At 67.8% G+C, this 23,110-nt stretch carries 18 protein-coding genes; 12 read left to right on the top strand and 6 right to left on the bottom strand.

The genetic code is table 11. The features are described from left to right. Positions 1-295: 295 nt before the first annotated feature. The 4 genes from RM50_RS19735 (at position 296) to RM50_RS19720 (ending at position 5,922) form a co-directional block, all read left to right on the top strand. Positions 296-580 (top strand): HU family DNA-binding protein, encoded by a 285-nt coding sequence (locus RM50_RS19735; RefSeq protein ID WP_011693739.1) that lies wholly within the window; start codon positions 296-298, stop codon positions 578-580. Positions 581-694: 114 nt separating this feature from the next. Next, positions 695-2,866 carry a cytochrome c oxidase assembly protein gene (locus tag RM50_RS19730; RefSeq protein ID WP_043456180.1) on the top strand — a complete coding sequence of 724 codons (2,172 nt, stop codon included), beginning with the start codon at positions 695-697 and terminating at the stop codon, positions 2,864-2,866. Beyond that, a complete protein-coding gene (locus RM50_RS19725; RefSeq protein ID WP_043456178.1) occupies positions 2,866-4,884 on the top strand; it encodes an NHL domain-containing thioredoxin family protein in 2,019 nt (672 codons plus the stop codon). Before RM50_RS19730 ends, RM50_RS19725 begins: the two co-directional genes overlap by 1 nt. A 168-nt stretch (positions 4,885-5,052) precedes the next feature. Beyond that, positions 5,053-5,922 (top strand): type IV toxin-antitoxin system AbiEi family antitoxin domain-containing protein, encoded by an 870-nt coding sequence (locus RM50_RS19720; protein WP_043456176.1) that lies wholly within the window; start codon positions 5,053-5,055, stop codon positions 5,920-5,922. 69 nt (positions 5,923-5,991) lie between these two features. Here RM50_RS19720 and RM50_RS19715 read toward each other — a convergent pair whose 3' ends face one another. The 4 genes from RM50_RS19715 to RM50_RS19700 all read right to left on the bottom strand — a co-directional run bounded on the left by RM50_RS19715 (position 5,992) and on the right by RM50_RS19700 (position 11,559). Further along, positions 5,992-6,984 carry a hypothetical protein gene (locus RM50_RS19715; protein ID WP_205622309.1) on the bottom strand — a complete coding sequence of 331 codons (993 nt, stop codon included), beginning with the start codon at positions 6,982-6,984 and terminating at the stop codon, positions 5,992-5,994. Between the two features lie 183 nt (positions 6,985-7,167). Further along, positions 7,168-8,967, bottom strand: a complete 1,800-nt coding sequence (locus RM50_RS19710) for a helicase HerA-like domain-containing protein (RefSeq protein WP_043456173.1) — start codon at positions 8,965-8,967, stop codon at positions 7,168-7,170. Between the two features lie 73 nt (positions 8,968-9,040). Beyond that, positions 9,041-9,580, bottom strand: a complete 540-nt coding sequence (locus tag RM50_RS19705; protein ID WP_043456170.1) for a GNAT family N-acetyltransferase — start codon at positions 9,578-9,580, stop codon at positions 9,041-9,043. Positions 9,581-9,600: 20 nt separating this feature from the next. Next, a complete protein-coding gene (locus RM50_RS19700; protein ID WP_043456167.1) occupies positions 9,601-11,559 on the bottom strand; it encodes an FAD/NAD(P)-binding protein in 1,959 nt (652 codons plus the stop codon). A 326-nt stretch (positions 11,560-11,885) separates the two neighbouring features. On the opposite strand from RM50_RS19700, the gene RM50_RS19695 reads away from it, so the two are divergent. Genes RM50_RS19695 through RM50_RS19670 form a run of 6 tightly spaced genes read left to right on the top strand, consistent with a single transcriptional unit; the run spans position 11,886 to position 18,089 of the window. Continuing rightward, on the top strand, positions 11,886-12,917 hold the full coding sequence (locus tag RM50_RS19695) for an amino acid ABC transporter permease (protein WP_043456165.1): 1,032 nt from the start codon (positions 11,886-11,888) through the stop codon (positions 12,915-12,917). Then, positions 12,917-13,735: an amino acid ABC transporter ATP-binding protein gene (locus RM50_RS19690; protein ID WP_043456163.1), complete on the top strand. Its 819-nt coding sequence runs from the start codon at positions 12,917-12,919 to the stop codon at positions 13,733-13,735. The genes RM50_RS19695 and RM50_RS19690 overlap by 1 nt, the downstream gene beginning before the upstream one ends. A gap of 11 nt (positions 13,736-13,746) precedes the next feature. Then, positions 13,747-14,808, top strand: a complete 1,062-nt coding sequence (locus RM50_RS19685) for an ABC transporter substrate-binding protein (RefSeq protein ID WP_043456161.1) — start codon at positions 13,747-13,749, stop codon at positions 14,806-14,808. After that, a complete protein-coding gene (locus tag RM50_RS19680; RefSeq protein ID WP_043456159.1) occupies positions 14,805-15,641 on the top strand; it encodes a DUF1684 domain-containing protein in 837 nt (278 codons plus the stop codon). Before RM50_RS19685 ends, RM50_RS19680 begins: the two co-directional genes overlap by 4 nt. Next, complete coding sequence (locus RM50_RS19675) at positions 15,638-16,690, top strand: LLM class flavin-dependent oxidoreductase (protein WP_043456157.1); 1,053 nt, start codon at positions 15,638-15,640, stop codon at positions 16,688-16,690. Before RM50_RS19680 ends, RM50_RS19675 begins: the two co-directional genes overlap by 4 nt. Before the next feature lie 10 nt (positions 16,691-16,700). Next, positions 16,701-18,089 (top strand): NtaA/DmoA family FMN-dependent monooxygenase, encoded by a 1,389-nt coding sequence (locus RM50_RS19670; protein WP_043456156.1) that lies wholly within the window; start codon positions 16,701-16,703, stop codon positions 18,087-18,089. 404 nt (positions 18,090-18,493) lie between these two features. On the opposite strand, the gene dctA is transcribed toward RM50_RS19670, so the two are convergent. Together dctA and RM50_RS19655 are read right to left on the bottom strand one after the other, a co-directional pair. Further along, entirely contained in the window at positions 18,494-19,804 is a 1,311-nt protein-coding gene (dctA, locus tag RM50_RS19660) for a C4-dicarboxylate transporter DctA (protein ID WP_043456150.1), read from the bottom strand. Positions 19,805-19,857: 53 nt separating this feature from the next. Next, positions 19,858-21,000 carry a PrpF domain-containing protein gene (locus RM50_RS19655; RefSeq protein WP_043456147.1) on the bottom strand — a complete coding sequence of 381 codons (1,143 nt, stop codon included), beginning with the start codon at positions 20,998-21,000 and terminating at the stop codon, positions 19,858-19,860. 129 nt (positions 21,001-21,129) lie between these two features. Here RM50_RS19655 and RM50_RS19650 point away from each other — a divergent pair, with 129 nt between their 5' ends. Further along, the gene (locus tag RM50_RS19650; RefSeq protein WP_043456145.1) at positions 21,130-22,035 is read left to right on the top strand and encodes a LysR family transcriptional regulator; all 906 of its coding nucleotides are present in this window, start codon (positions 21,130-21,132) and stop codon (positions 22,033-22,035) included. A 123-nt stretch (positions 22,036-22,158) separates the two neighbouring features. Further along, positions 22,159-22,794, top strand: a complete 636-nt coding sequence (locus RM50_RS19645) for a GntR family transcriptional regulator (RefSeq protein ID WP_052260417.1) — start codon at positions 22,159-22,161, stop codon at positions 22,792-22,794. Positions 22,795-23,110 lie beyond the last annotated feature (316 nt).

Raw genomic sequence — 23,110 nt, 5'->3', positions numbered from 1 at the left:
GCCTCCCACATTTAACACACAACGCCAACGAGTACACCACCAGCCAGGGGCACCGCCCAGCCACTGACCGGACCCGCCAGTCAACCGACGCCCCTAAAGGAAACCGGGACCGGAACGGCAAAGGGTTACTCCGTAAGCGGAAATATGCGCCTTGAATCGGTGATTAACCTCAAAAAGTCGCGGAAACACGCGGAATTTGCGGACCGGAACCGCCCAAGCTGGTAAGTTTTCGGACAGTGGCTTGTGCGCATGCCGCGTGCAGGCTCCAGAAACAGAACCGTCCAGGAGGACATCAATGGCTAAGAACCGTAGTGAACTTGTTGCAGAGGTAGCAGGCAAGGCCGGCACCAGCCAGGCTGCCGTCAACTCCGTCCTCGATGCACTGTTCGAGGTTTTCGAGACTTCTGTCGCCGCGGGCGAGAAGATCACCATCCCGGGCTGGCTCGCAGTCGAGCGCACCGACCGTGCAGCACGCACCGGCCGCAACCCGCAGACCGGCGAGACCATCCAGATCGCAGCAGGCCACAGCGTCAAGCTGACCGCCGGCTCCAAGCTGAAGGCTGCAGTCTCCAAGAAGTAGCGTTCGTCCCGGCCCGGCATGATGCGGCTGGGCGAGGAGCGGCAACCCCGTGGGTTGCCGCTCCTCGGCGTTTAAGGCGGATTCGCCGCCCGGGCAGGCGTAGCGGACAATGGAATGGTGTCTTCTGCCGCAAAACCACGTTCCACCCCGCCCCAGTCCGGTCCCGGCAAGGGAGCAGCGGTCCGGGACGCCGGAACCCGCGGGATCCCCGTTCCCTGGCAGCTCGCAGGCCTGGCAGCACTCTTCCTGGGCCTCGCAGCAGCACTGATCTTTTCCGGCGCCGCAGCAGCCCGCAGCGTGGCTGATCCGGGCGTTCTGGTCCGCTGGGGTCTGCCCGTCAGCAAAGCCATCCACAACGTGTCCCTGGCGACCGTCATCGGCGGCCTGGTCTTCGCCGTCGGCATTCTTCCCCAAAGCCTGAACGGACGGAGCCATTCGGCACGCGGCCGGGAAACAACGAAGGACAACGCCGGGCCCGAGCATCCCGCCTTCACCCGGGCACTCGCCGTGGCCGCCGTCGCCGGCGCGGTGTGGACCCTGTCCGCCATCGCCGTCCTGGTGCTCACGTACGCCGACGTGGCGGGGCAGGGGCTCTCCGGCGATCCCGCCTTCACCCAGGCCCTGGTCTACTTCATGACCGACATCGAAACAGGCCAGGCATGGCTCGCCGTCACCATCATCGCCGCAGTGGTCACCACGGCGCTGTTCGGCGTGAGGTCCCTGGGCGGCCTGGCCCTTACCCTCGTGCTTGCCCTGATCGGCCTGGCGCCAGCGGCCCTGATCGGACACTCCTCAAGCTCGTCGGACCACGAAGGCGCCATCAACTCGCTGGGCCTGCACCTGGTGGGCGTGAGCACCTGGGTGGGCGGCATCATCATCCTCGCCCTGCTCTCCGGGATCCTCACCGGCCCCAAAGCCGGGGCAGCCACCGATATAACCGAACCCACCCTGCGCCGGTTCTCCGCCCTGGCCGGCTTCGCCTTCGTCCTGGTCTTTGCCTCGGGCGTCATCAACGCCAGCATCCGCGTCACCAGCTGGTCCGACCTCGTCGGGTCCGCCTATGGCCAGCTGATCCTGGCCAAGACCGCCGCGGCGGTGGTGCTGGGTGGCATCGGCTTCATGCACCGGCAGTGGGTCATCCCGCAGCTTGGGCGCAAGGGCTCCACCATGTCCTCGCGCCGGGTCCTCTGGCAGCTGGTACTGGCCGAGCTGCTGATCATGGGTGCCACCTCCGGCATCGCCGTGGCACTGGGCCGCTCAGCCCCGCCACAGCCCACGGAACTGGCACCCAACGCATCTCCCGCCTTCATCCTCAGCGGCTACGAGCTGCCCCCGGAACTCACCCCTGAGCGGTGGTTCACCGAGTGGCGACTGGACTGGATCTGGGTCGGGGTGGCCCTCTTCGGCCTCGTCACCTATGTCATGGGCGTGGCCAAGGTCCGCCGGCGCGGCGACTCGTGGCAGTGGTTCAGGTCGCTGAACTGGATCATCGGCCTGGTGGTGCTGACCTACATCACGTCAGGGCCGCCGTCGGTCTATGGACGCGTCCTGTTCTCCGCGCACATGGTGGACCATATGGCCTTGACCATGGTCGCGCCGATCTTCCTGGTGCTGGGCGCCCCGGTGACCCTCGCGCTGCGGGCGCTGCCGGCGCGTGGCGACGGTTCGCGCGGGGTCCGCGAATGGATCCTGGTCTTCGTGCATTCGAAGTTCTCCCAGTTGGTCACGCATCCGATCTTCGCCGCGGCCAACTTTGCGGGATCGATCGTGCTCTTCTACTACTCCGCCCTGTTCGGCTTCGCCATGCGCGACCACGTGGGCCACGAGCTGATGAACCTGCACTTCCTGCTCACCGGCTACATCTTCGTGCTCAGCATGATCGGCACCGACCCGCTGCCGCGCCGCGCGCCGTACCCCATGCGGCTGCTGCTGCTCTTGGCCACCATGGGCTTCCACGCCTTCTTCGGGGTTTCCATCATGGGCGGGACCGGTCTCCTGGCCGCCGACTACTTTGGCAACCTTGGCCGGGCCTGGGGACCGTCCGCCCTCGCCGACCAGCAGGCCGGCGGCGCCGTGGCCTGGGGCATCGGCGAGGTGCCAACGCTGCTGGTGGCGATCGGCGTCGCCATTATGTGGTCCAGGTCGGACCAACGGGAAACCAAACGGGTGGACCGCGCCGCAGACAGGAATAACGACGCCGATCTGGCCGCTTACAACGATATGTTTGCCAAGTTGGCCGAACGCGACGCCAAGCTGGCTGAACGCAACAAGCTGGAAGGACGCTGATGAGCGAAACCGTACGCACGCATGCCCGGGTCCGGGCCTCCGAACTCGTGGGCCGCAACTGGTTGAACACCGGTGGCAAGAGCCTCGACCTCGAAGCCCTGCGCGGCAAGATCGTCCTGCTCGACTTCTGGACCTTCTGCTGCATCAACTGCCTGCATGTCCTGGACGAACTGCGCCCGCTGGAAGAGCAGTACTCCGACGTGCTGGTCACCGTGGGCGTCCACTCGCCCAAGTTCGAGCACGAGGCCGATCCCGTGGCGCTGGCCGCCGCCGTGGAGCGCTACGAGATCCACCACCCGGTGCTGGACGATCCCGAGCTGGACACCTGGAAGGCCTACACCGCCCGCGCCTGGCCCACCCTGGTGGTCATCGACCCCGAGGGCTACATCGTGGCGCATCTTTCCGGCGAGGGCCACGCGGACGGACTGGCTGTCCTGATCCCCGAGCTCATCGCCGAACACGAGGCCAAGGGCACCCTGCACCGAGGCTCCGGACCCTACGTGGCACCCGAGGCAACCTCCGGCACCCTGCGTTTCCCCGGCAAGGCACTCTTCCTGCCGGCAGGGCGCGGTTCCACGGCTGAAACGGCCGACGGCGGCACACCCGCAGGTGCAGCGGCTTCCGTTGCTGCGGAGAAGGGTTCCTGGCTGGTCACCGACACCGGCCACCACCGCCTGGTGGAACTCGGCACCGACTTCGAAACCGTCCTGGCCACCTTCGGGTCGGGCACCAAGGGCTACGCCGACGGACCCGCGGCCGGGGACGCCGCCAGCGCCCAGTTCAACGAACCGCAGGGCTTGGTCCTGCTGCCGGAGGATGTGGCAGCCAAGGTCGGCTACGACGTCGTCATTGCCGACTCGGTCAACCACCGCCTGCGGGGACTGTCCCTCACCGACGGAAAAGCCTCCACCCTGGCCGGCAACGGCATCCAGCGCCTGCTGGAGACGGGCCCCGCCCGTGTGGACGAGGAAGGCGCCGGCTTCAGCGGCTCCCTGGGCACGGACCCGCTGGATGTTGCGCTGAGCTCGCCGTGGGATGTGGTGTGGTCGCGCAAGCTCAATGCGGTGGTGGTGGCCATGGCCGGCACGCACCAGATCTTCAGCTTCGACCCCGTCACCGGCGCCGTCTCGATCATCGCCGGCAACGGCCTGGAAGGGCTCCTCGACGGGCCCGCGCACGAAGCCTGGTTCGCCCAGTCCTCCGGCCTGGCCGAGGATGCGGACGGCAACATCTGGGTGGCGGATTCCGAAACCTCGGCGCTCCGCAAGCTGGTCATTGCCGACGACGGCACCATTACCGTGGAGTCCGCCGTGGGCAAGGGCCTGTTCGACTTCGGCTTCCGCGACGGCACCGCCGCTGAAGCCCGCCTGCAGCACCCCCTCGGTGTGACCGTCCTGCCCGACGGCTCCGTGGCCATCGCGGACACCTACAACGGAGCCGTCCGCCGCTACGACCCCGCGACCGGTACCGTGTCCACGCTGGCCCGTGGCCTGGCTGAGCCCTCCGACGTGATCGTGGACCACACGCAGTCCGCCGGCTCGGAGCCCCTGCTGGTAGCGGTGGAAGCGAACAAGCACCAGCTGGTGTACGTGCCCATTCCCAAGGAAGCGCAGCAGGTGGACGAGGGCGCGTCCCAGACCCACCGGCCCAAGAGCCCCGTAGCGCCGGGCGCGCTGGACCTGACCGTCCGCTTTACCGCCCCCACCGGGCAGAAGCTCGATGACCGGTGGGGCGATCCCACGCAGCTGAAGATCTCCTCCACCCCGCCTGAGCTGCTGGTGTCCGGTGGCGGGACCTCCGTGGGCCTCCTCCGCACCCTGGAGCTGTCCCCGGATGTCCCCGAGGGCGTGCTGCACATTACCGCGCGCGCCGCGGCCTGCGACGGCCCCGAAACCGAGGACGGCGAGATCCCTGACCACGCCGCGTGCCACCTGTACCAGCAGGACTGGGGCATCCCGGTGGTCCTGCAGGCCGACGGCGACACCGAACTGGTCCTGGACCTGCGCGGAATGGACTGACCGCGTTTACTCCCTGCTGAACTGGCCCGGTTTTCACGCTTTCCAAGCCTGAGGACCGGGCCAGTTCTGTTACGGCCCCGCCAAAGCTGGGCCAGTTTTCGCTGCCTCTTGTCCACATAGTGCTTCTGAGGCCTGCCCAGAGACGCGGGGGACAGACATCGTGGCGTGATGGACCCAACGGAAATCCTCACATCAGCGGGAGGAGTGCTGCTGCGGCGTGACGTGGCAGCCGCCGGGGCAACGGAGACGGACATCCGCCGCGCCATCCGCGCTGGGCACGTGGTGCGGCTGGAGCGTGGGCTGCTGGCCGTTTCGGGTGCTGACCCGGAACTGGTGGACGCAGGACTTGCCCGGAGCCTCCTGACCTGCGCATCTGCCGCACGGCATTACGGTCTCTGGCAGCTCCAACCCGCTGCCCGGCCGCACTACTGGCAAAGCAACGGAAGACGTACCGCCAACTGCGTCAGCCACCGCCTTCCCTTGACACAGCGGCCCCGCCACCGAACCCTTGCAGCACTTCCTGACGTCCTGCTTCACGCCTTGCTCTGCCTGCCTGAACTTGAGTCGTTGGTGATGGTGGAGTGCGCCTACAACAGAGGGGACGTCGAGCTGTCCTTCCTGTTGCGCCACTTGAATGGCAACCGGTGCGGCAGGGCACGGATGGTTGTCTCCAAGGTGGAACACGGCGCAGACTCCCTCCTGGAGACCGTGGCCCGGGTTCTGTTCAGGGATGCCGGCATCGCCACCGAGACCCAGGTATGGATTAACGGGGTAGGCCGGGTGGACTTCCTGCTGGAGGGGTTCCTTATTGTCGAAATCGACGGGCTGGCCTTCCACCTTGAACCCCGGCAGTTCAAAAAAGACCGCCGCAGGGACAACATGGCTGTCCGTCAGGGACTGCCTGTACTCAGGTTCTTCTATGACGACGTGGTGTACGCCCCGGAATCCGTCCTGGCGCAGGTCCGGGAGGTCCTGGCACGGGGGTCACTCCGGTGGCCGCTGCCAAACCAGCCCAGTTTTCGGCGCGAGTGGGTCTGAAACGGTGCAGAACAGGGCAGGCCCGGCTCCAAAACTGGGCCAATGTTGCGGGGGAAGCCGTGGGAAGCTCTAGAAGCTCAGCATCGGGGTGACCTTGACCGTGCCGCCGGAGACGTCCAACCGGGTGGTGAAGCTGAAGTCCACCTCTTCGTCCAGCGGGTACCAGGCCCCGGTGAACGCGTTCTGCTGGAGGGCCTCCACCTTGGCCTTGCCGTCCAGCGGTGCCACCACCCACCGGCCGTCGAATGGCTCCACCGAGACATTCGGGTACTTGGTCACGGTCCACCGGATGCTGCCGTCCTGCACCCTGTTGTTGCTGGCGTAGTAGAACGGGCAGTCCGGCTGGAGCTTCTGTTCCTTCACTGCCTGCGCCGCGCAGCCGTCCAGGAACTCCCGGACCTTGCCGGCGATATCGCTCTTCAGCTTGTCGGTGGCCTGGGTGAGCAGGTTGAGCGGTGCCACGGGGGCGTCCTTGGCCGTCACTGTCGCCCGCGTGGCCGGGGCCGAGAAGTACTGCCCGTCGAGGGAGGCTTCGTACTCGCCGGGGTAGAACACGGCGAAGGAGTTGCGGCCGTTGGGCATGTTCACCGGAACTCCGTTGACCTCGGCCTCGCTGCCGTTGACCACGGTGATGTCAACGGTGGGCAGCCGGGACGGAACGAAGGCCCAGGTGTTGAAGAAGATCCATTCGGTGCCGGTCTTCTGCAGCAGGAATTCGGTGTGCAGCCGGCTGCCGTCGATCGTGTACTCCAGCGGCACCATGACTTGGTTGTTCGGACGCTCTTCCGGGTCCCCGATGGTCACGTTGGCCAGCCGGGACGCGGCCGTCTGCAGGCCGGGGCCATCCAGCATGGCGGCGTTGCTGGGCGGGACCGCGGCGCGCAGGAGGCCCAGCGCGCGGCCGCCGTCGCCGCTCTTCAGCGCGTCCAGGTACTCCCTGACGGGCTGCTGCGGACTGGCCACGGTGTTGTTGACGACATTGATGGCCACGATTGCTCCGGCGACGGCAAGCATGAGGCCCAGCAGCCATCCGGCCGCAATCCTCACCAACGCTTGACTCATCTGCACGTTCCTTACAGTAACGGCAGTGCGGACGCACACTAAAGTTGGCGTCCCCCCTAATCTGCCCCGCCGCTCCTGCGTGAAGCACGACGGCGGCGGCCGGGGACCACAGCAACAGGAGCCTGGGCGGAGGGCCGGGACAGCCGGGGCGGCGGCCTCAACTGCCGAACCCGGGTGGAATGATCAGCGGCGACGCCGCCGCGACGACGTCCCGAAGACACCCCGGAGCAGCTCGCGCCCCAGCTGGGTGCCCATGGAGCGGGCCATGCTCTTGAGCCCGCCGCCCAAGGCACCGCCCAGTACTCCACCGAGGTCGCCCATCATGCCGCCAGCCTGGGGCTGAGGCTCGGCCTGGCGGGACCGTGGCGCACGCGGAGCCTTGGACCGCGACTTGGGGGCCCGCGGCCCGCCGGACGGGGGTTCGTCGGACCGGGGTTCGGGATATGCCGGTTCGGGATACTGCGGTTCCGGATCCAGCGGCGCCGGGACAGAGGCCTGCGGGGGCCTGCTGCTGGGCCGGCCCAGGATCTCCTCCTCGATCCGCCGGGCCTCCGCGTCAACGTCGTAGCCGGCAGGAGCGGCGGGCGCCGCGGGCGAAGGCCCGGGTGCCGCCGGACCGGTGGAGGCCGCGGCCTTGCCGGTCAGCTTCTCGTACGCGGAGGGGTTGTCCATGGCGATTCCGTACTTGCCGAGCAAGGCGGAGTCGGCCACCGTGCTGCGGACCAGGGCTTCGTCGCTGGGGCCCATGAGGGACTCGGGCGCACGCAGCCGGGTCAGGGCCACCGGCGTGGGCGCACCCTTTTCGTTCATGACAGTGATGACGGCCTCACCGATGCCGGCGGAGGTGAGCGTCTCTTCGAGGTCGTAATCGCTGACCGGGAACGTGGACACCGTGGCCTTCAGCGCCTTGGCGTCCTCGGGGGTGAAGGCGCGCAGGGCGTGCTGCACACGGTTGGCCAGCTGGCCCAGGACATCGGCGGGAACGTCCTTGGGGGTTTGCGTGACGAAGAAGATGCCCACGCCCTTGGACCGGATGAGCCGCACGGTGGTGGTGATGGCCTCCAGGAAGGCCTTGGACGCGCCGTTGAACAGCAGGTGGGCTTCGTCCAGGAAGAACACCAGCTTGGGCTTGTCCAGGTCGCCGGCTTCCGGGAGGTCCTCGAACAGGTCCGCCAGCAGCCACATCAGGAAGGTGGAGAACAGCATCGGCTTGGTCTGCAGCGTGGGCAGCTCCAGGCAGGTGATCACGCCCCGGCCGTCGGGGGCTGTGCGCAGCAGCTCGGCGGTGTCGAACTCCGGCTCGCCAAAGAACTTCTCCAGCCCCTGCGCCTCCAGGGTCACGATCTCCCGCAGGATCACACCCGCGGTGGCTTTGGACAGGCCGCCGAGCTCCTCGAGCTGGTCCTTGCCCTCGTCCGAGGTGAGGAACTGGATGACGGCGCGGAGGTCCTTGAGGTCGATCAGCTCCAAGCCGTTCTTGTCCGCGAAGTAGAACACCAGCTGCAGGCTCGATTCCTGCGTGTCGTTGAGCTCCATGATGCGCGAGAGCAGGATGGGCCCGAATGACGTCACGGTGGCGCGCACCGGCACACCGTTGCCGTCGCCGCCCAACGCGAGGAATTCCACGGGGAACGTCTTCCCCTGCCACGCCTGGCCAATGCTGTCCGTGCGCGCCTTGAGTTTGTCGCTGCCGACGGCGGCAGTCGCCAGGCCGGAAAGGTCACCTTTGATGTCGGCCAGGAAGACGGGGACGCCGGCGGTGGACAGCTGCTCGGCCATCATGTGAAGCGTGACGGTCTTGCCGGTACCGGTGGCGCCGGCCACCAGGCCGTGCCGGTTCATCATGGCCAGCGGCAGCCGCACGGGGGCGTCCTTGTGGAGCTCACCGTCGATGATGGCGGCCCCCAGCTCGATGGTGGGGCCTTCCAGCGTGTAGCCCTTCTGGATGGTGGCAAGCTTCTCTGCTGTGGTTTTGGAGGCCATGGCGCCAGCATAGCGGTGGGTTTGCCCGGATGGGGCGATGCCCGGCCGGAACGGGGGTCAGTCCCGCAGCGGCCTAAGGAAGGTCCTTGGTGAAGGCCAGTGGTCCGATGGTCTCGGGGTCGGCGTCGAGATCGAACCGGGCCTGGTAGCCGCTGTTCAGGTAGAGGTGCCTGGCCTCAGGCTGCCGCGGCCCGGTGGTGAGGTACAGCCGGGTGTACCCGCGGGCGGCCGCCAGGGCTTCCAGCTCGGCCAGGACCAGCCGGCCCAGTCCCCGACGGCGGTGGGCGGAGTGCGTCCAGATCCGCTTCAGTTCCGCGGTGGTGTCGTCATAGCGGCGAAACGCGCCGCCCGCGATCGACGCACCATCCTCCTGGATGATCAGCAGGGCGCCGTGCGGTTCCTCGAACTCCTCGGCCGGATAGCGGTTCAGTTCCTCCGCGGCAGCGGAGCGCCCGAACAGGTCCCCGTAGCGGGTGTCATACTCGACGGCGAGTTCGTCCAGGAGCGGCCGGACACGCGGATCGTGCATGGGCAGGGCAAGGACCGTGAGGCGGGCGGGATCGAGGGGGCTGGGCTTGACGTCGTGGGGCTTGAGGCCAGGTGCTGCGGTCACTGGTCATTCCTTGTCATTGGTCAGTTCTTTCCGGCGGCGGCTGGTTCTGGTGTAATTCTTGCCCCTGCAGACGGGGCAGGGGGAGCCTGGCCGTGCAAATCCCTGGCAACGCCAAGGAGGGTCCGGGCCAGGGCGTCGTTTTCCCGGAACGGTGCGGCGTTGGTGTTGGGCCTGGCGAACGCTCCGGCACCCCAGCCGGACGTTCCGGGACCGACGCCGAAGAGGGTGGGCCGGGGATCCCCGTCCGCCCCCACCAGCTGGTGCCGGGCCGAGACCAGCAGCTTCCCGGTGGAGTGGATGCCGTCGGCGGTCAGGAGCTGCTGCTCACTGCCCAGCCCGCTGCTGTAAAGCGAGGCGAGCACGGGATTGAGGCTGCGGGCCACCGAGGTGGAGGGCAGCCGCGCCTCGATCAGCGCGGTGGCGGAAACCGAAACACCGGACTGCGAAGACGTGGCCAGGAAAGTCCCGGTGGCTTCGTCCGTGGACACCTGCAGGCCCGGGCCCAGGAACTGCAGCAGTCCCGCCCGGTGCAGTGCGAGCATCTGGCGGAGCCGGTGAGGCGGCGGACCGGAGTCCACGAAACTGAAGAAGCCGTGCCACCAGCCGTGGATGACCTGCTGCGACCGGGCGTTCAGCCGCTCCGGCGGGACCACCCGCCCCACTTCCATGTAGACGTGCAGCAGGGCCAGGAACAGGGACAGGGTTTCCGGGTGGTCCGGGCTGTCCCGCAACCGCAGGTCATCCCCGATGTAGGCAGCAACGGCCTCCTGCACGTCCCCGTGGCCGGCAAAGTGGACGTCATCGAAGGGCCGGTCCAGCCGTTCGAGGTCAAGGTGCAGGGCGGGGTCCGGGACGGCGGCGGCAACCAGGCCGGCGCGGCCGGGGCTGTACCAGTCCAGCCCCGCGTAGCGGGCCGCGAACTCGTCCCAGTCCATGGCGGCCCGTTCGGGGCTGCCGGTAAGGATTTCGCGGTAGTAGTAGTGCCCGGCTTCCTTGGCAATGAGCGGCCACAGGTGCTGGTGGAAGTCCAGCTCGCCGTGCTGCTCCAGCAGGGCCTGCACCGCCGCAGCGGTGAAGAACTGCAGCGGCCCCGGCGCCTGCCCGCGCAGGGACGCTGAAATCTTCGAGTGGTATGGAACGCCCCGCCGCGACCCGGCCCACAGCCGTGGTTCCCGTCCGGACGGAAGGTAGCGCAGCCCGCCGTCGGCCGTTTCCTGGAACCTGCCGCCGCGGCCCTCCATGAGGAGGACCAGCAAGTCAACGAACGCCAGGCCCATCCCGGCGACGATCACGTCCTGGCCGGGGGCGATGGCGGAGTAGTCGACGTCGGTGGTGTAGCTGGGTGCCGCGTGGTAGCCGCCGTGGCGGGCAGCAAAGCCCGAAAAGCGGGCGGAGGCGGCGTCCGGGCGGGAGTCCGTGTGCCCCAGCGCAGCCACCACGATGTCCGCGTGCAGGGTGCGGCCGTTGGCCAGCCCAACCGCGTGGCCGCCGTCCGCCAGTTCCGTAATGCCCACTGCCGTGGTGCGGTGGACCGTCACGCTGCGGCCAAGCGACCTCGCAGCGCGGCGGAAGAACCATTCGAGGTACTGGCTTTGCAGCCGGCGGGTGGGAAAGGTGGCGCCGGTCAGGGACCGCAGCTGGTCCCACAGCTGCCGGGGAAAGTCCGGAACGTCGATGATGGACCCGTCCAGGACGCCCGCGGCCCACTCGGCGAGCCCGGGACCGGACGCGGCAGGACCTTCGCAGTCCACGGAATCATCGGTGAACATGGTGATGTCCGCCGCCATGGAGTTCAGCAGGAGGCCGGGATCCTGGTCGTACCGCCAGATGCGGCCCGACCCCGGGACGTGCGGTTCCACCACGTGGATCTGCAGCGGGCCGGCGAACACCTCCGGCCGGTTGGCCGCGATCCGTTCCAGCACGCCCGCCGTGCGCGGTCCGCCGCCTATGAAGACGATGGCCGGGATGGTGGCTGGCATGGGAACTCCTGACGGGCGTTTGGTCTGCAGGGACGGCGCGGAAGCGGCCGCCGGAGTGCCCATGCTAGGCAGCGGCCGCGACGTCGGTCGAGCGCCTGGTCACGGCCGTTAACGCCGCGTCACGCCAGGTTAAAGGACGCAAAAAACCGACTCATGACGCCGTGCGAAGCCCCGTGAAGTATTGCAACCCGGCGCCTTGCTGGCCCGTTCCGGCCGGTCCTAGATTTGCAGCCAGCAACCGGCCGAAAGGGCCCGGACCAGGGGCAACGGCCTGCAGGACCAGGGCCGCGGCCCGACAACGACGAGCAAGAGAAGTGAGGTGGCGCATGAGTTCAGCAACCAGGGTGGCGCAGTCACGGCAGCCGCAACCGGTACAGGTTCAGGCGCAGCCGGAAGAGACCGCCGTACCGCCGGCCGGACCCGGCGCTTCGGCGCGGATCCCCGCCGACTATTCCTCCTACCGGGTGGTGGCGGCCAAGCATCCGTGGCGCTGGGTGGGCACTGCCGTCGTCGCGCTCGGCGTCCTTGCCGTGGCCTGGTCGCTGGCCACCAACCCCCGGTGGGAGTGGGGTGTGGTGGCCCAGTGGTTCACCGCCCAGTCCGTGGTCAAGGGGTTGGTGGAAACCCTAAAGCTGACCGCGATTTCCGGCATCCTCGGGTTCGTGCTCGGCTTCATCCTGGCCCTGATGCGGCTCTCCGCGTCGCCGCTGCTGGTCTCGGTGTCCTGGACGTTCTCCTGGGTCTTCCGGTCCACGCCGCTGCTGGTGCAGATGCTCCTTTGGTACAACCTGGGCTACCTGTACGAGAAGATCAGCCTGGGAATCCCATTCACCGATGTCCGGTTCTTCGAGGTGCAGACCACAACACTGATCAGCCAGTTCGCGGCAGCAGTGCTGGGCCTCACCCTGAACCAGGCCGCCTATTCGGCCGAGATCATCCGCGGTGGCATCCTTTCCGTTGACCAGGGGCAGCTGGAGGCAGCGGCGGCGCTGGGCATCCCGGCGTGGCGCCGCTCCACCAGGATTGTGCTGCCGCAGGCGATGCGCGCCATCCTGCCCACCGCGTTCAACGAGATCATCGGCCTGGTCAAGGGCACCTCGATCGTCTACGTGCTGGCCTACTCGGAGCTGTTCTACACCGTGCAGGTCATCTACAACCGCACCCAGCAGGTCCTGCCGCTGCTGCTGGTGGCAACGCTCTGGTACATCGTGATCACCTCGGTGCTGAGCGTCTTCCAGTACTACATCGAACGGCACTACTCCAAGGGCGCGGTGCGGAACCTGCCGTTGACGCCCCTGCAGAAGGCCCGCAAATTCTTCGCCACCCATGCGGCAGTCCCCACCCGGAGGAACATCTAATGACTGCAACACTCACCGCCGCCACCCGCGGCCTGGTGGAAATCACCGGCGTCCGCAAGTCCTTCGGCGCAACGGAAGTCCTCAAAGGCGTCAGCCTCACGGTGGAACCCGGGGGAGTGGCCGTGATCGTGGGCCCCTCCGGCTCCGGCAAGTCCACCCTGCTGCGCACCATCAACCACCTGGAAAAGGTGGACGGCGGCCACATCGCCATCGACGGCAAGCTGGTGGGCTACGAGGTCCGCGGCGACCGCCTCCACGAGCTGCGCGAAAAGGAGATCCTGAAGCAGCGCACCGAAATCGGCATGGTGTTCCAGAACTTCAACCTGTTCCCGCACCTCACCGCGCTGGAGAACGTGGCCGAAGCCCCGGTGGTAGCGCACCAGCCCGGCAAGGCGCGCCGCTCCAAGGAGGAGGCCCGCCGCCGCGGCCTGGAACTCCTGGACCGGGTGGGGCTCAAGGACCGTGCCGACGCCTACCCCCGCCAGCTCTCCGGCGGCCAGCAGCAGCGCGTGGCAATCGCCCGCGCCCTGGCCCTGGACCCCAAGATCCTGCTGTTCGACGAGCCGACGTCCGCGCTGGACCCGGAGCTGGTCAACGAGGTGCTGGACGTCATCCGCGAACTCGCCACGTCCGGCACCACCCTGATCATCGTCACCCACGAGATGGGTTTCGCCCGCGACGTGGCGGACACGGTGGTGTTCATGGACCAGGGCCAGATCGTGGAACAGGCCACCCCGCAGCAGATCTTCAGCAACCCGCAGGAACCCCGCACCCGGAGCTTCTTCTCCAAGGTGCTCGAACCGGCCTTCAACATCTAAAGGACCACCCCATGGCTTTCCCAACCCGCGGCCCCCGCCGCAGCCCCGCACTCCCGGTGCTTCCCGCCGTCGTCCTTCTTGGCACGGCACTCTTCGGCTCCGCCGCGCTCGCCGGCTGCGCCGATCCCGGCGCGTCCGCCGCAGGCAACCCCAGCGGGGCAGCGCAGACGACGGCGGCCCGCAACGGCGTGGTGTACAACACCTCCCCGGACCAGCAGCGGATCCGGGCGGAAAAGGACGCGGCGCTCGCCGCCAAGGTCCCCGCCCTGATCAGCAAGGACGGCAAGCTGACCGTGGCCACCACCGCCGGGTCCATCCCGCTGTCCTTCCACGCCACGGACGACAAGACGCCCATCGGCTCGGAGTTGGACATCGCCCAGCTGGTGGCGGACAAGCTGGGCCTGGAGCTGGATGTCCAGGTCACGTCCTGGGAGAACTGGCCGCTGAAGACCCAGTCCGGCGACTTCGAGGCCGTGTTCTCCAACGTGGGCGTGAACAAGGACCGGGTGAAGCTGTTCGACTTCGCCAGCTACCGGGCCGCGTACATGGGGTTCGAGGCCAAGAAGTCGTCCAGTTATGAGATCAAGGGTGCGGACGACATCTCCGGCCTGAAGGTGTCCGTGGGGTCCGGCACCAACCAGGAAAAGATCCTGCTGGCCTGGAACAAGGAACTGGAGGCCAAGGGCAAGGCACCGGCCACGCTGCAGTACTACTCGTCCGACGCCGACACCATCCTGGCGCTGTCCTCCGGCCGGACGGACCTGAATATCGCTCCGTACCCGTCCACCGTGTACCGCGAAAATACCCGTGACGACCTGAAAGTGGTGGGCAAGGTCAACGCCGGCTGGCCGTCCGAGACCCTGGTGGCCGCCACCACGCTGCGCGGCAACGGGCTGGCACCGGTGATCTCCGAGGCGCTGAACGAGGTCATCCAGGACGGCTCCTACGGGAAGGTCCTGGAACGCTGGGGCCTGTCCGAGGAAGCCCTGCCGGAATCCAAAACCATCACAGCGGAAAACTTCGCGGCCACCCAGGCCACCCCCTCAGCCACGCCGTCCGGAAAGGCATCATGAACGCCGTACACACCGAAACCGCCCTCGAATCCTTCGACGCAGACTGGCAGGAATGGCATGCCGCCCACGAACGGCAGCGCGCCCACCCGCAGGGTTTCCTGGCGGTGACACACCTGCACTGGCTGGGCAGCGACCCCGCCCGGCTGGATGGCGCGCCGGGCACCTGGAGCGTGGAGGCCGACGTCGTCCGCGTCGTTTTGGCGGCGGGTGAAAGCCTGCAGCGGGACGGCAGGGAGTTGAACACCGCTGCCGGGGCCACGCTCGAATTTGGCCCCATCGAGGAGCGCGGGGGCATCAACCTGGTCTCCGGCGAGACCGTCATTGAACTGGCCAAGCGGGGCGGCGAGTACATCGTGCGGCCGCGGCACCCGGCGAATACGCTGCTCCGGAACTACCAGGGCACACCCGCCTACACGCCGGACGCGGCCTACGCAGTCCGCGGAACCTTCGTGCCGTTCGCGGCGCCGCGGCCCACAACGGTGGGTGCCGCCGTCGAAGGCATCCAGCATGTGTATGAGGCACCGGGCGAGATCCGCTTCACGCTGGCCGGCCAGGACCTGGCGCTGACCGCGTTCAACGGCCATGCCCCGGGCTCGCTGTCCGTGCTGTTCACGGACCAGACCTCCGGCAGAACCACCTACGCGGCCAACCGGTCGCTCTCCGTTGTCCCGGCAGCGGACGGATCCGTGCTGCTGGACTTCAACCGCGCCGTGAACCTGCCGTGCGCCTACACCGACCTGGCCACCTGCCCGCTGCCCCCGGCGGAAAACCGGCTGCCCGTGGCCATCGAAGCCGGCGAGAAGATTCCCTACGAACGTCAGGATGAGCAGTGAGTACATTTGCAGGGCCGGGCTTCCTGGCCATCGAGCTTGACGGCGCCGGCTGGGACGGTATTTCCCGGGCCGTGCTGGCCGCCGAGTCCGCGGGCTTCCACGCCGCCACGTTCACCGATGCACCTGCTCCGGGCCGGCCCAACGCGCTCCAGCGGGCGGCCTTCGCGGGGCCGGTGACGCGCAGCATTGCGCTGGTCCCGGAGGTGGACACGGTGTACACGGAGCCGTTCCACATCTCCACCCAGCTGGCCAGCCTGGACTACGTGTCCGGCGGCCGGGCGGGATGGATCGTGACGGCGGCGGAATCGCCGGAGGCCGCTGCTGCGGTCGGGCGTTCCTCTGTTACCGGTGCGGCGCTGGGGCAGGAGGCCGCGGCGTCCATCGAGGTGTCCCGCCGGTTGTGGGACTCCTGGGAGGACGATGCCGTGATCCGCGATGTTGCCACCGGCCGCTACATCGACGTGGACAAGCTGCACTATGCGGATTTTGAAACGCCTGCCGGTTTCACCGGCCCGGGCTATTCCGTGAAGGGGCCGTCCATCATCCCGCGGCCGCTGCAGGGCCAGCTGCCCGTGCTGGCTCCTGCGTCCCTGCTGGGAGAGGTTCCGGTGGAGGCCGTGGACGCCGTGCTGGTGTCCGCGCCCACCGCGGAACTGCTGGCGGCCGAGGTCCGTGATGTGCGTGCCCGGGTGGGAGCCGGCGTTGCGGTGGTCGCCGAGCTCAATGTCGTGCTGGACGCGCGGGGGCAGTCTGCGGCGGCGCGCCATGCATCGTTCGACGGCGGCCGGGCGGCCTACGCAGGCGCCGCAGCCGGTCTCACCGACTTCCTTGCGGACCTCCTGAAGGAGGCTGACGGCGTGCGGCTGCACCCGGCGTCGCTCTTTGCGGAGCTCGAGGAGCTGGGCAGGCTGGTGCTGCCGGAACTGCGGCGCCGCGGGGCACTCCGCCCGGTGGTGCAGGACGGCACCTTCCGCGACCTGCTGGGCCTGGACCGCCCGGCCAGCCGCTACACAACCGCCGCCGCCGCACCCGCCGGCGCCGGAAAGTAAGGGGAAAACCATGACACAGCACAGCCGTGCTAAATCCGACGTCGTCGAGCCGGGCGTCTTCAAACCCAGCGGGCAGATCCAGTTTGGTGTCTTCTTCCAGGGCGTCAACTCCGGCACCATCTGGAAGGCGGCCGAATCCGGCTCGCAGACGGACTTCGAATCGTTCCGCCGGATTGCCCAGACCGCCGAGCGGGGACTCTTCGCCGCATTCTTCCTGGGCGAGGGGCTGCGCCTGCGGGAGCACCTTGGCCGCCCGCACGCGCTGGATGTGGTGGGCCGGCCGGACGCGCAGACCATGCTCGCCGCCCTGGCCTCGGTCACCAGGAACATCGGCCTGGTGGCCACCCAGAACACCACGTACAACGACCCCGCGGACCTGGCGCACCGGCTGGCCTCGCTGGACCTGATCTCGGGCGGCCGGGCCGCGTGGAACATCGTGACCACGGACAACGCCTGGACCGGGGCGAACTTCCGCCGCGGCGGCTACCTGGACCACGCGGACCGCTACAGGCATGCGGAGGCCTTCGTGGAAACCGCCAAGCGGATCTGGGACTCCTGGGAGACGCCGGACGGTCCGGCCCGCCGGGTACTTCATCAGGGCCAGCACTACACGGTGGACGTGACGCCGCGGCTGCCGCGCAGCGCGCAGTACCGGCCGGTGCTGTTCCAGGCCGGGGATTCGCCGGAGGGCCGTAACTTCGCCGCCCGGCAGGCGGACGTGATCTTCTCGGCCCACCCCAAATTCGACGACGCCGTGGAGTTCCGGAAGGACCTGGTGGAGCGGTCCGTGGCCGCCGGCCGCGGGGCGAACGCCGTGCAGATCATGCCGGCCAGCGAGTTCATCCTGGCTCCCACCGCCGCGGAGGCTGCCGAGAAGAAGGAGTGGGTGCGGAGCCTGCAGATCGGCCCGCAGCAGGCCGTCGCGTACCTGGAGCAGTTCTGGGGCCGCGAGCTCTCGGCCTACGACCCGGACGGCCCGCTGCCGGAGATCGATCCCGTGGTGGAGGAAACGTCTGAGACCCGGGGCAGCGGTTTCCACGGCGCCAAGGCCCGGCAGCTGGCGGACCAGTGGCGGGCGGAGGCCAAGGACAAGGGGCTGTCCATCCGGCAGTTTGTCACCTCGAAGACCGCGCGCATCGATGCCACCTTCACCGGCTCCTACACCGCCGTCGCGGACCAGCTGGCCGAGTACGCCCGGGTGGGCGCGGTGGACGGGTTCAACATTTCGCCGTGGCTGATCCCGACAGGCCTGGACGACATCGTGAACCACCTGGTACCGGAGCTGCAGGAACGCGGCGTGTACCCCACGGAGTACCGGGGCAGCACGCTTCGCGAGCACCTGGGGCTGGAGACGCCGGTGCGCTCCGCCGACCACGCTGCTGAGGCGGTCCGGGCCTGATGCGCTGGGCTGGTTTTGCCGGGAGGGCAGGTTTTGCTGGAACGGCCGATTCAGCTGGAAGGCGCGACGACGGCGGCGGGGCGGGTGCCGCCGTCGACCCTTCCGGCGCGGCTGCGTCTGTGGTGGTTGCCTCATCCGGCACCGTCAGCCTGCAGCTGACGGTGTGGGAGCAGTGGCTTTAGGGCCTGCTGCCGCGCTGATGCCGGCCGGGCCGCTAGTCGGTTTCCGGGCTTTGGCAGTAGAAGCAGGTGCCGGCGTCGCAGTCTTCTGCTGTTTCCTGCTCCGTTTTGCGCTCGCTCATTGCGGGTCCTTTCCGTGGGGGTTGTGACGTAGTGGCCCTTGCAGGGGTTTGCCCGGGACCCCTGCTGGGATCCCGGGCAAACGCGGTGGTGGTGGCCTGCCGGCTAGTGTGCCAGGGCGGGTTCGGCCAGCTGCACCTTTTCCGCCTCGGTGGGTACGAAGCCCGCCTGGAGCTCGGAGCGGAGCTTGCCCATGTCCAGCTCACCCTGCCACTTGGCGATGGCCACGCAGGAGACGATGTTGCAGACCGTGCTGGTGAGGGCGCGGGCCTCGCTCATGAAGCGGTCGATGCCAACGATCAGGGCAACGCCGGCCACCGGCAGGGTGGGCATGACGGTCAGGGTCGCCACGAGGGCCACGAAACCACTTCCGGTGACACCGGCGGCGCCCTTGGAGGTCAGCAGCATCATGCCGAGCATCAGCAGGATCTGGCCCCAGCTGAGGTGGATGTCGCAGGCCTGGGCAATGAACATGGAGGCCAGGGTGAGGTAGATGGCGGTGCCGGTCAGGTTGAAGGAGTAGCCGGTGGGGACCACGAGTCCCACAACGCTGCGGTCGCAGCCGATCCGCTCGAGCTTGGACAGCAGGCGCGGCAGGACGGGTTCGCTGGAGGATGTGGCCAGGACGATCAGGAATTCGTCCTTGAAGTAGCGCAGGATCTGCCACAGGCTGAAGCCGGTCACTTTTGCCAGGATGCCCAGGCCAACCACCACGAAGACGATGCAGGCTGCGTAGAAGGCAAGGATCAGCATGCCGAGGTTTCCGATGGAGTGGGCGCCGTACTTGCCCACGGTGAAGGCCATGGCCCCGAAGGCGCCCAGCGGAGCCACTTTCATGATGTAGCCGAACATGATGAAGAGCAGCTTGTTGAAGCTGTTGACAACATTCAGCGCCAGCTGGCCCGGTGCGCCCAGCTTGCTGAACGCGAAGCCGCAGAGCAGGGCAATGACCAGGACGGGAAGGACTTCACCGTCCGCGAAGGCGCCAACGAACGTGGTGGGGATGATGCTCAGGATGAAGTCCACGGGGTTGCTGCTGGGCAGCTGCGTGGTGTACTTCTGGGCCACCGAGGAGTCCACGTGGGTGGGATCGATGTGCATGCCCGCACCGGGCTGGAACAGCATCACCGCGGCCAGGCCCAGGGCCAGGGCGAGTGCCGTCAGGGCATAGAAGAGGCCCAGCGAGCGGATCAGGGTGGGACCCACCTTCCTGGTGTCCCGCAGGGAGGTGATGCCTCCCACGATGGTGCAGAACACGATGGGGGCGATCATGAACTTCACGAGTTTCACGAAGCCGTCGCCGATGGGCTTGAGGGATGAGCCGAGGTCCGGCCACAGCGCGCCCACGACGACGCCGAGGGCGACTCCGATGAGGACCTGGACATAGAGGTGTCCGAGGATGGATTTGATCTTCATTGAACAACTTCCTGCTTGGTGCGTGCCCTTGGTGACCGGGCAAAAATGAGGATTTAAGCGGACAGCTCCGCGGCCGTGGCCACGTCGATGTCTGCGGTGGCGATGTGGCGTGCTGCCCGGTGGAGGGCCACTTCGCTGACGGCGCCGGTGTCATCGGTGATGATTTCGGCGGTGACGACGCCGGCGGGTGTCCCGACCCGCAGCAGGCGGGGAGTGCCGGTGCCGGTGGAGGGTGACTGGCCTGCTGCGGTGGCTACGACGGATGACTGCAGCGAGGATGCCAGGGCAACTGCCACGGCTGAGGTCAGGCCGATGGCAGGGTGGGGTGCGAGCATGGACAACATCCGCACCCGCACGTCGTGGCTGCCGGCGGTGATGGTTGTTCCGTCCGCGGCGGTGTAGTCGCCGGCAGGCGCCACAACCCCGACTTTCGGGACGGCATTCTGCGGCGGATCCTCGGGCTTCCGCAGCCCCATGATGAGGCCTGCTGATGCCCGTGCTGCGATGAGGGTGGGCAGCTGGGCGGCGAGGTTGCCAGTCATCGAGGAAAGGTCGACGCCGGCCTGGCCGGCTGGGAGGAGCACGGCCGGGGCGCCGGCGTCCACCATTGTTGCGGTGAGCGTCCTGCCGTTGACCTGGAGCTGGTCAACCGTGTTGCCGGTGGGCAGGAGTGCGCCGGTGTTCTGGCCCCAGGGGCCGTGGAAGGACAGGCTGACCGGAACACCGGCGGCGCTGCTGCCGGGAACCCGGGCCAGGCCCGACCTGGGAATCTGGCCGCCGGGAGTGGGGACCGCTCCACTGAGTACCGCGCCGGACGTGGCGTGGCGCATGCGGACCTTGGTCATGCCGTCCCGGGCGGGAACAATGCCCGTCTGGACTGCGAACAGGGCAATGGCGGTGGCGCAGTTGCCGCAGTTGGAACCCAGCTCCACGGTGGGGTCGCCGATCCCCACCTGGGCGAAAAGGTAGTCGAGGTCTGCCCCGGCTCCAGGGGTTGCCCAGATGACTGCAGCCTTGGACGTGGTGGACGTTCCGCCCCCGACGCCGTCCAGCTGCCGCGCGTCCGCTGCGCCGAAAGCGGCTGACAGCAGTGCGGGGATGTCCTCGCGGGTGGGGGCGTGGAGGGCCACGTCCCTGGCATCGAAGAGCCAGCACTTGCTGGTGCCGCCCCGGTACCAATGTCCTTTGAGTCCCACTGTATTTCTCCCTTGTAACGTGCAGGTGCTCTACTTCACAGCGCCTTCGTATTTCTACGATCAGGGATCCTTGCGTTCAGCACAATCGAAAATAAATGGACGACTATCTACTTTTGCTAAACTCGGACCATGGCAATCTTCGACCTCCACCGGCTGCATGTGCTCCGCGAGGTGGGCCGTACGGGGTCACTGACCTCCGCAGCCGCATCGCTCTCCTTCACCACATCAGCGGTCTCACAGCAGATCGCCAAGCTTGAGCAGGAGATGGGCGTAGTCCTCATCGAGCGCCATCCCAGGGGTGTGGTCCTCACCGACGCGGGTCACGCCCTCCTGCAGTATGCGGAGGACATCGACCGGACTGTCGAAGCTGCGCGGGCGGAGATGGGCGAGTTTGCCGGCCTTCGCCGGGGCCAGCTGCGCCTGGGGACCTTCCCTACCGTGGGAGCATCGTTGATGCCGGATGCGGTCCTCGCGTTCCGGGCGCGCCACCCGGAGGTGGCTGTGACGGTGGTCAGTGCCCGCCGGGACGGCCTGCTGGAGCGGCTGCGGCGGCGGGAAACCGAGCTGACGCTTCTCTGGGACTATCCCTGGCAGCAAATCGAGGACCCCGACCTGGCCCTGGTCCGGCTGGCCAACGATCCGACGGTGCTGCTGGTGCCGCGGGAGCACCCGATTGCGAAGCAGGGCACGGTCCGTATCGGCTCCCTGCGGGACCAGGAGTGGGTGGTCCGCGACGAGCACCCCGTGGCCGATGTTCTGCGCCGGGTATGCAGCGATGCGGGGTTTGAGCCGCGGATCGCCTTCGCGGCCAACGACTACCAGGAGACACAGGGCATGGTGGCAGCGGGTATCGGCATCGCCCTGGCGCCGAAGCTCGCACTGACCGCCCTGCGGCCCGACGTCGTGGCGGTTCCCCTCTCCGGGTCCCCGAAGCGCCGCATCCTCCTTGCCCATTTGGCCAACCGGCGTCTCAGTCCGGCAGCGCAACAGGCCACGAAGGTGTTTCAGTCCGTTGCCAAAAGGCAGGCTTCCTGACCCGGGAACGGTGGGCGTTCCAGGGAGGATACACGCCATGTCCCGCTGGTACGGTGTCCCCGCTATCTTTCTGCGTACAACTGTATACAATGGTATGCGAACACGGACAGGAACGAGGAAGCAGTGGCCACCCCCATCCACCAACGTCTCCGGGAAGACGTTCTGGCGAGCGTCTTTGCTCCTGACGAGCCGCTTACGGAGGCTAAGCTCACCGAGCGGTACGGTGCTTCACGGACGCCTGTGAGGGAGGCCCTCCAGCGGCTGGAACAGGACGGCCTGCTCGAACGGCGCGGCAAGGCAGTTGTGGTCCGCACGCATTCCGCTGAGGAGATCATCGACATCTACGAGTCGCGGATCATCCTCGAACAGGCGGCCGCCGCCAAGGCCGCCATTAAGGCAACATCGCTGGATAAGCGCTCGCTCAACGCCCTCCTGCAGAAGATGCGCGACCTGGATGTCGAAGACGGGCGGATACTCGCCGACACGAACCGGACCTTCCACACACAGCTGTGGCATGCCACCCACAGCCCCTCGCTCATCAGCCTGCTGGAGCGGCTGGACCAGCAGGTACGCCGGTATTCCTTCACCACACTGACCTACCCCGGCAGGTGGAAGGCGGTGCTGGCGGCATACACAGAGCTGCTGGCAGCCATAGAGGAGGGCGACGCCGAACGAGCCGGCAATGTGGCAGCGCGGCACATGACGGAGGCCTTGGCCATCAGGTTGAAGATGTATGCCGAGGATCCCCGGACGCTTTAGGCCGCACCAGCGGCCTGGCAGCGTCCCCTAAAAACCCGCCGGCAGATGCTCCTGCGTACTCCATCGCAACAGGTAGCCCGAAAGTCGGGTGCAGGACGTCGGCCGGCGCAAGGGGTGGGGCGGGCTCCCATGAGCCTGCCCCACCTTGCTCTTTACCGCCCGGCGCGCCGGGCCGCCTTGCTGGAACGTACGACGACGACGGCGGGCGGGTGCCGCCGTCGTGCTTTCCGCGGGGGCTGGTTTCCCATGGGGAAGCTCCGGCCGGACGCACAGCCAGGGCACAGCAACCACCGGTCCGCGGCATAGCCCCATGCGA

Source organism: Pseudarthrobacter phenanthrenivorans (assembly GCF_000813845.1).
GTDB lineage: Bacteria > Actinomycetota > Actinomycetes > Actinomycetales > Micrococcaceae > Arthrobacter > Arthrobacter phenanthrenivorans_B.
This window is presented reverse-complemented; position numbering and strand designations above follow the sequence as displayed.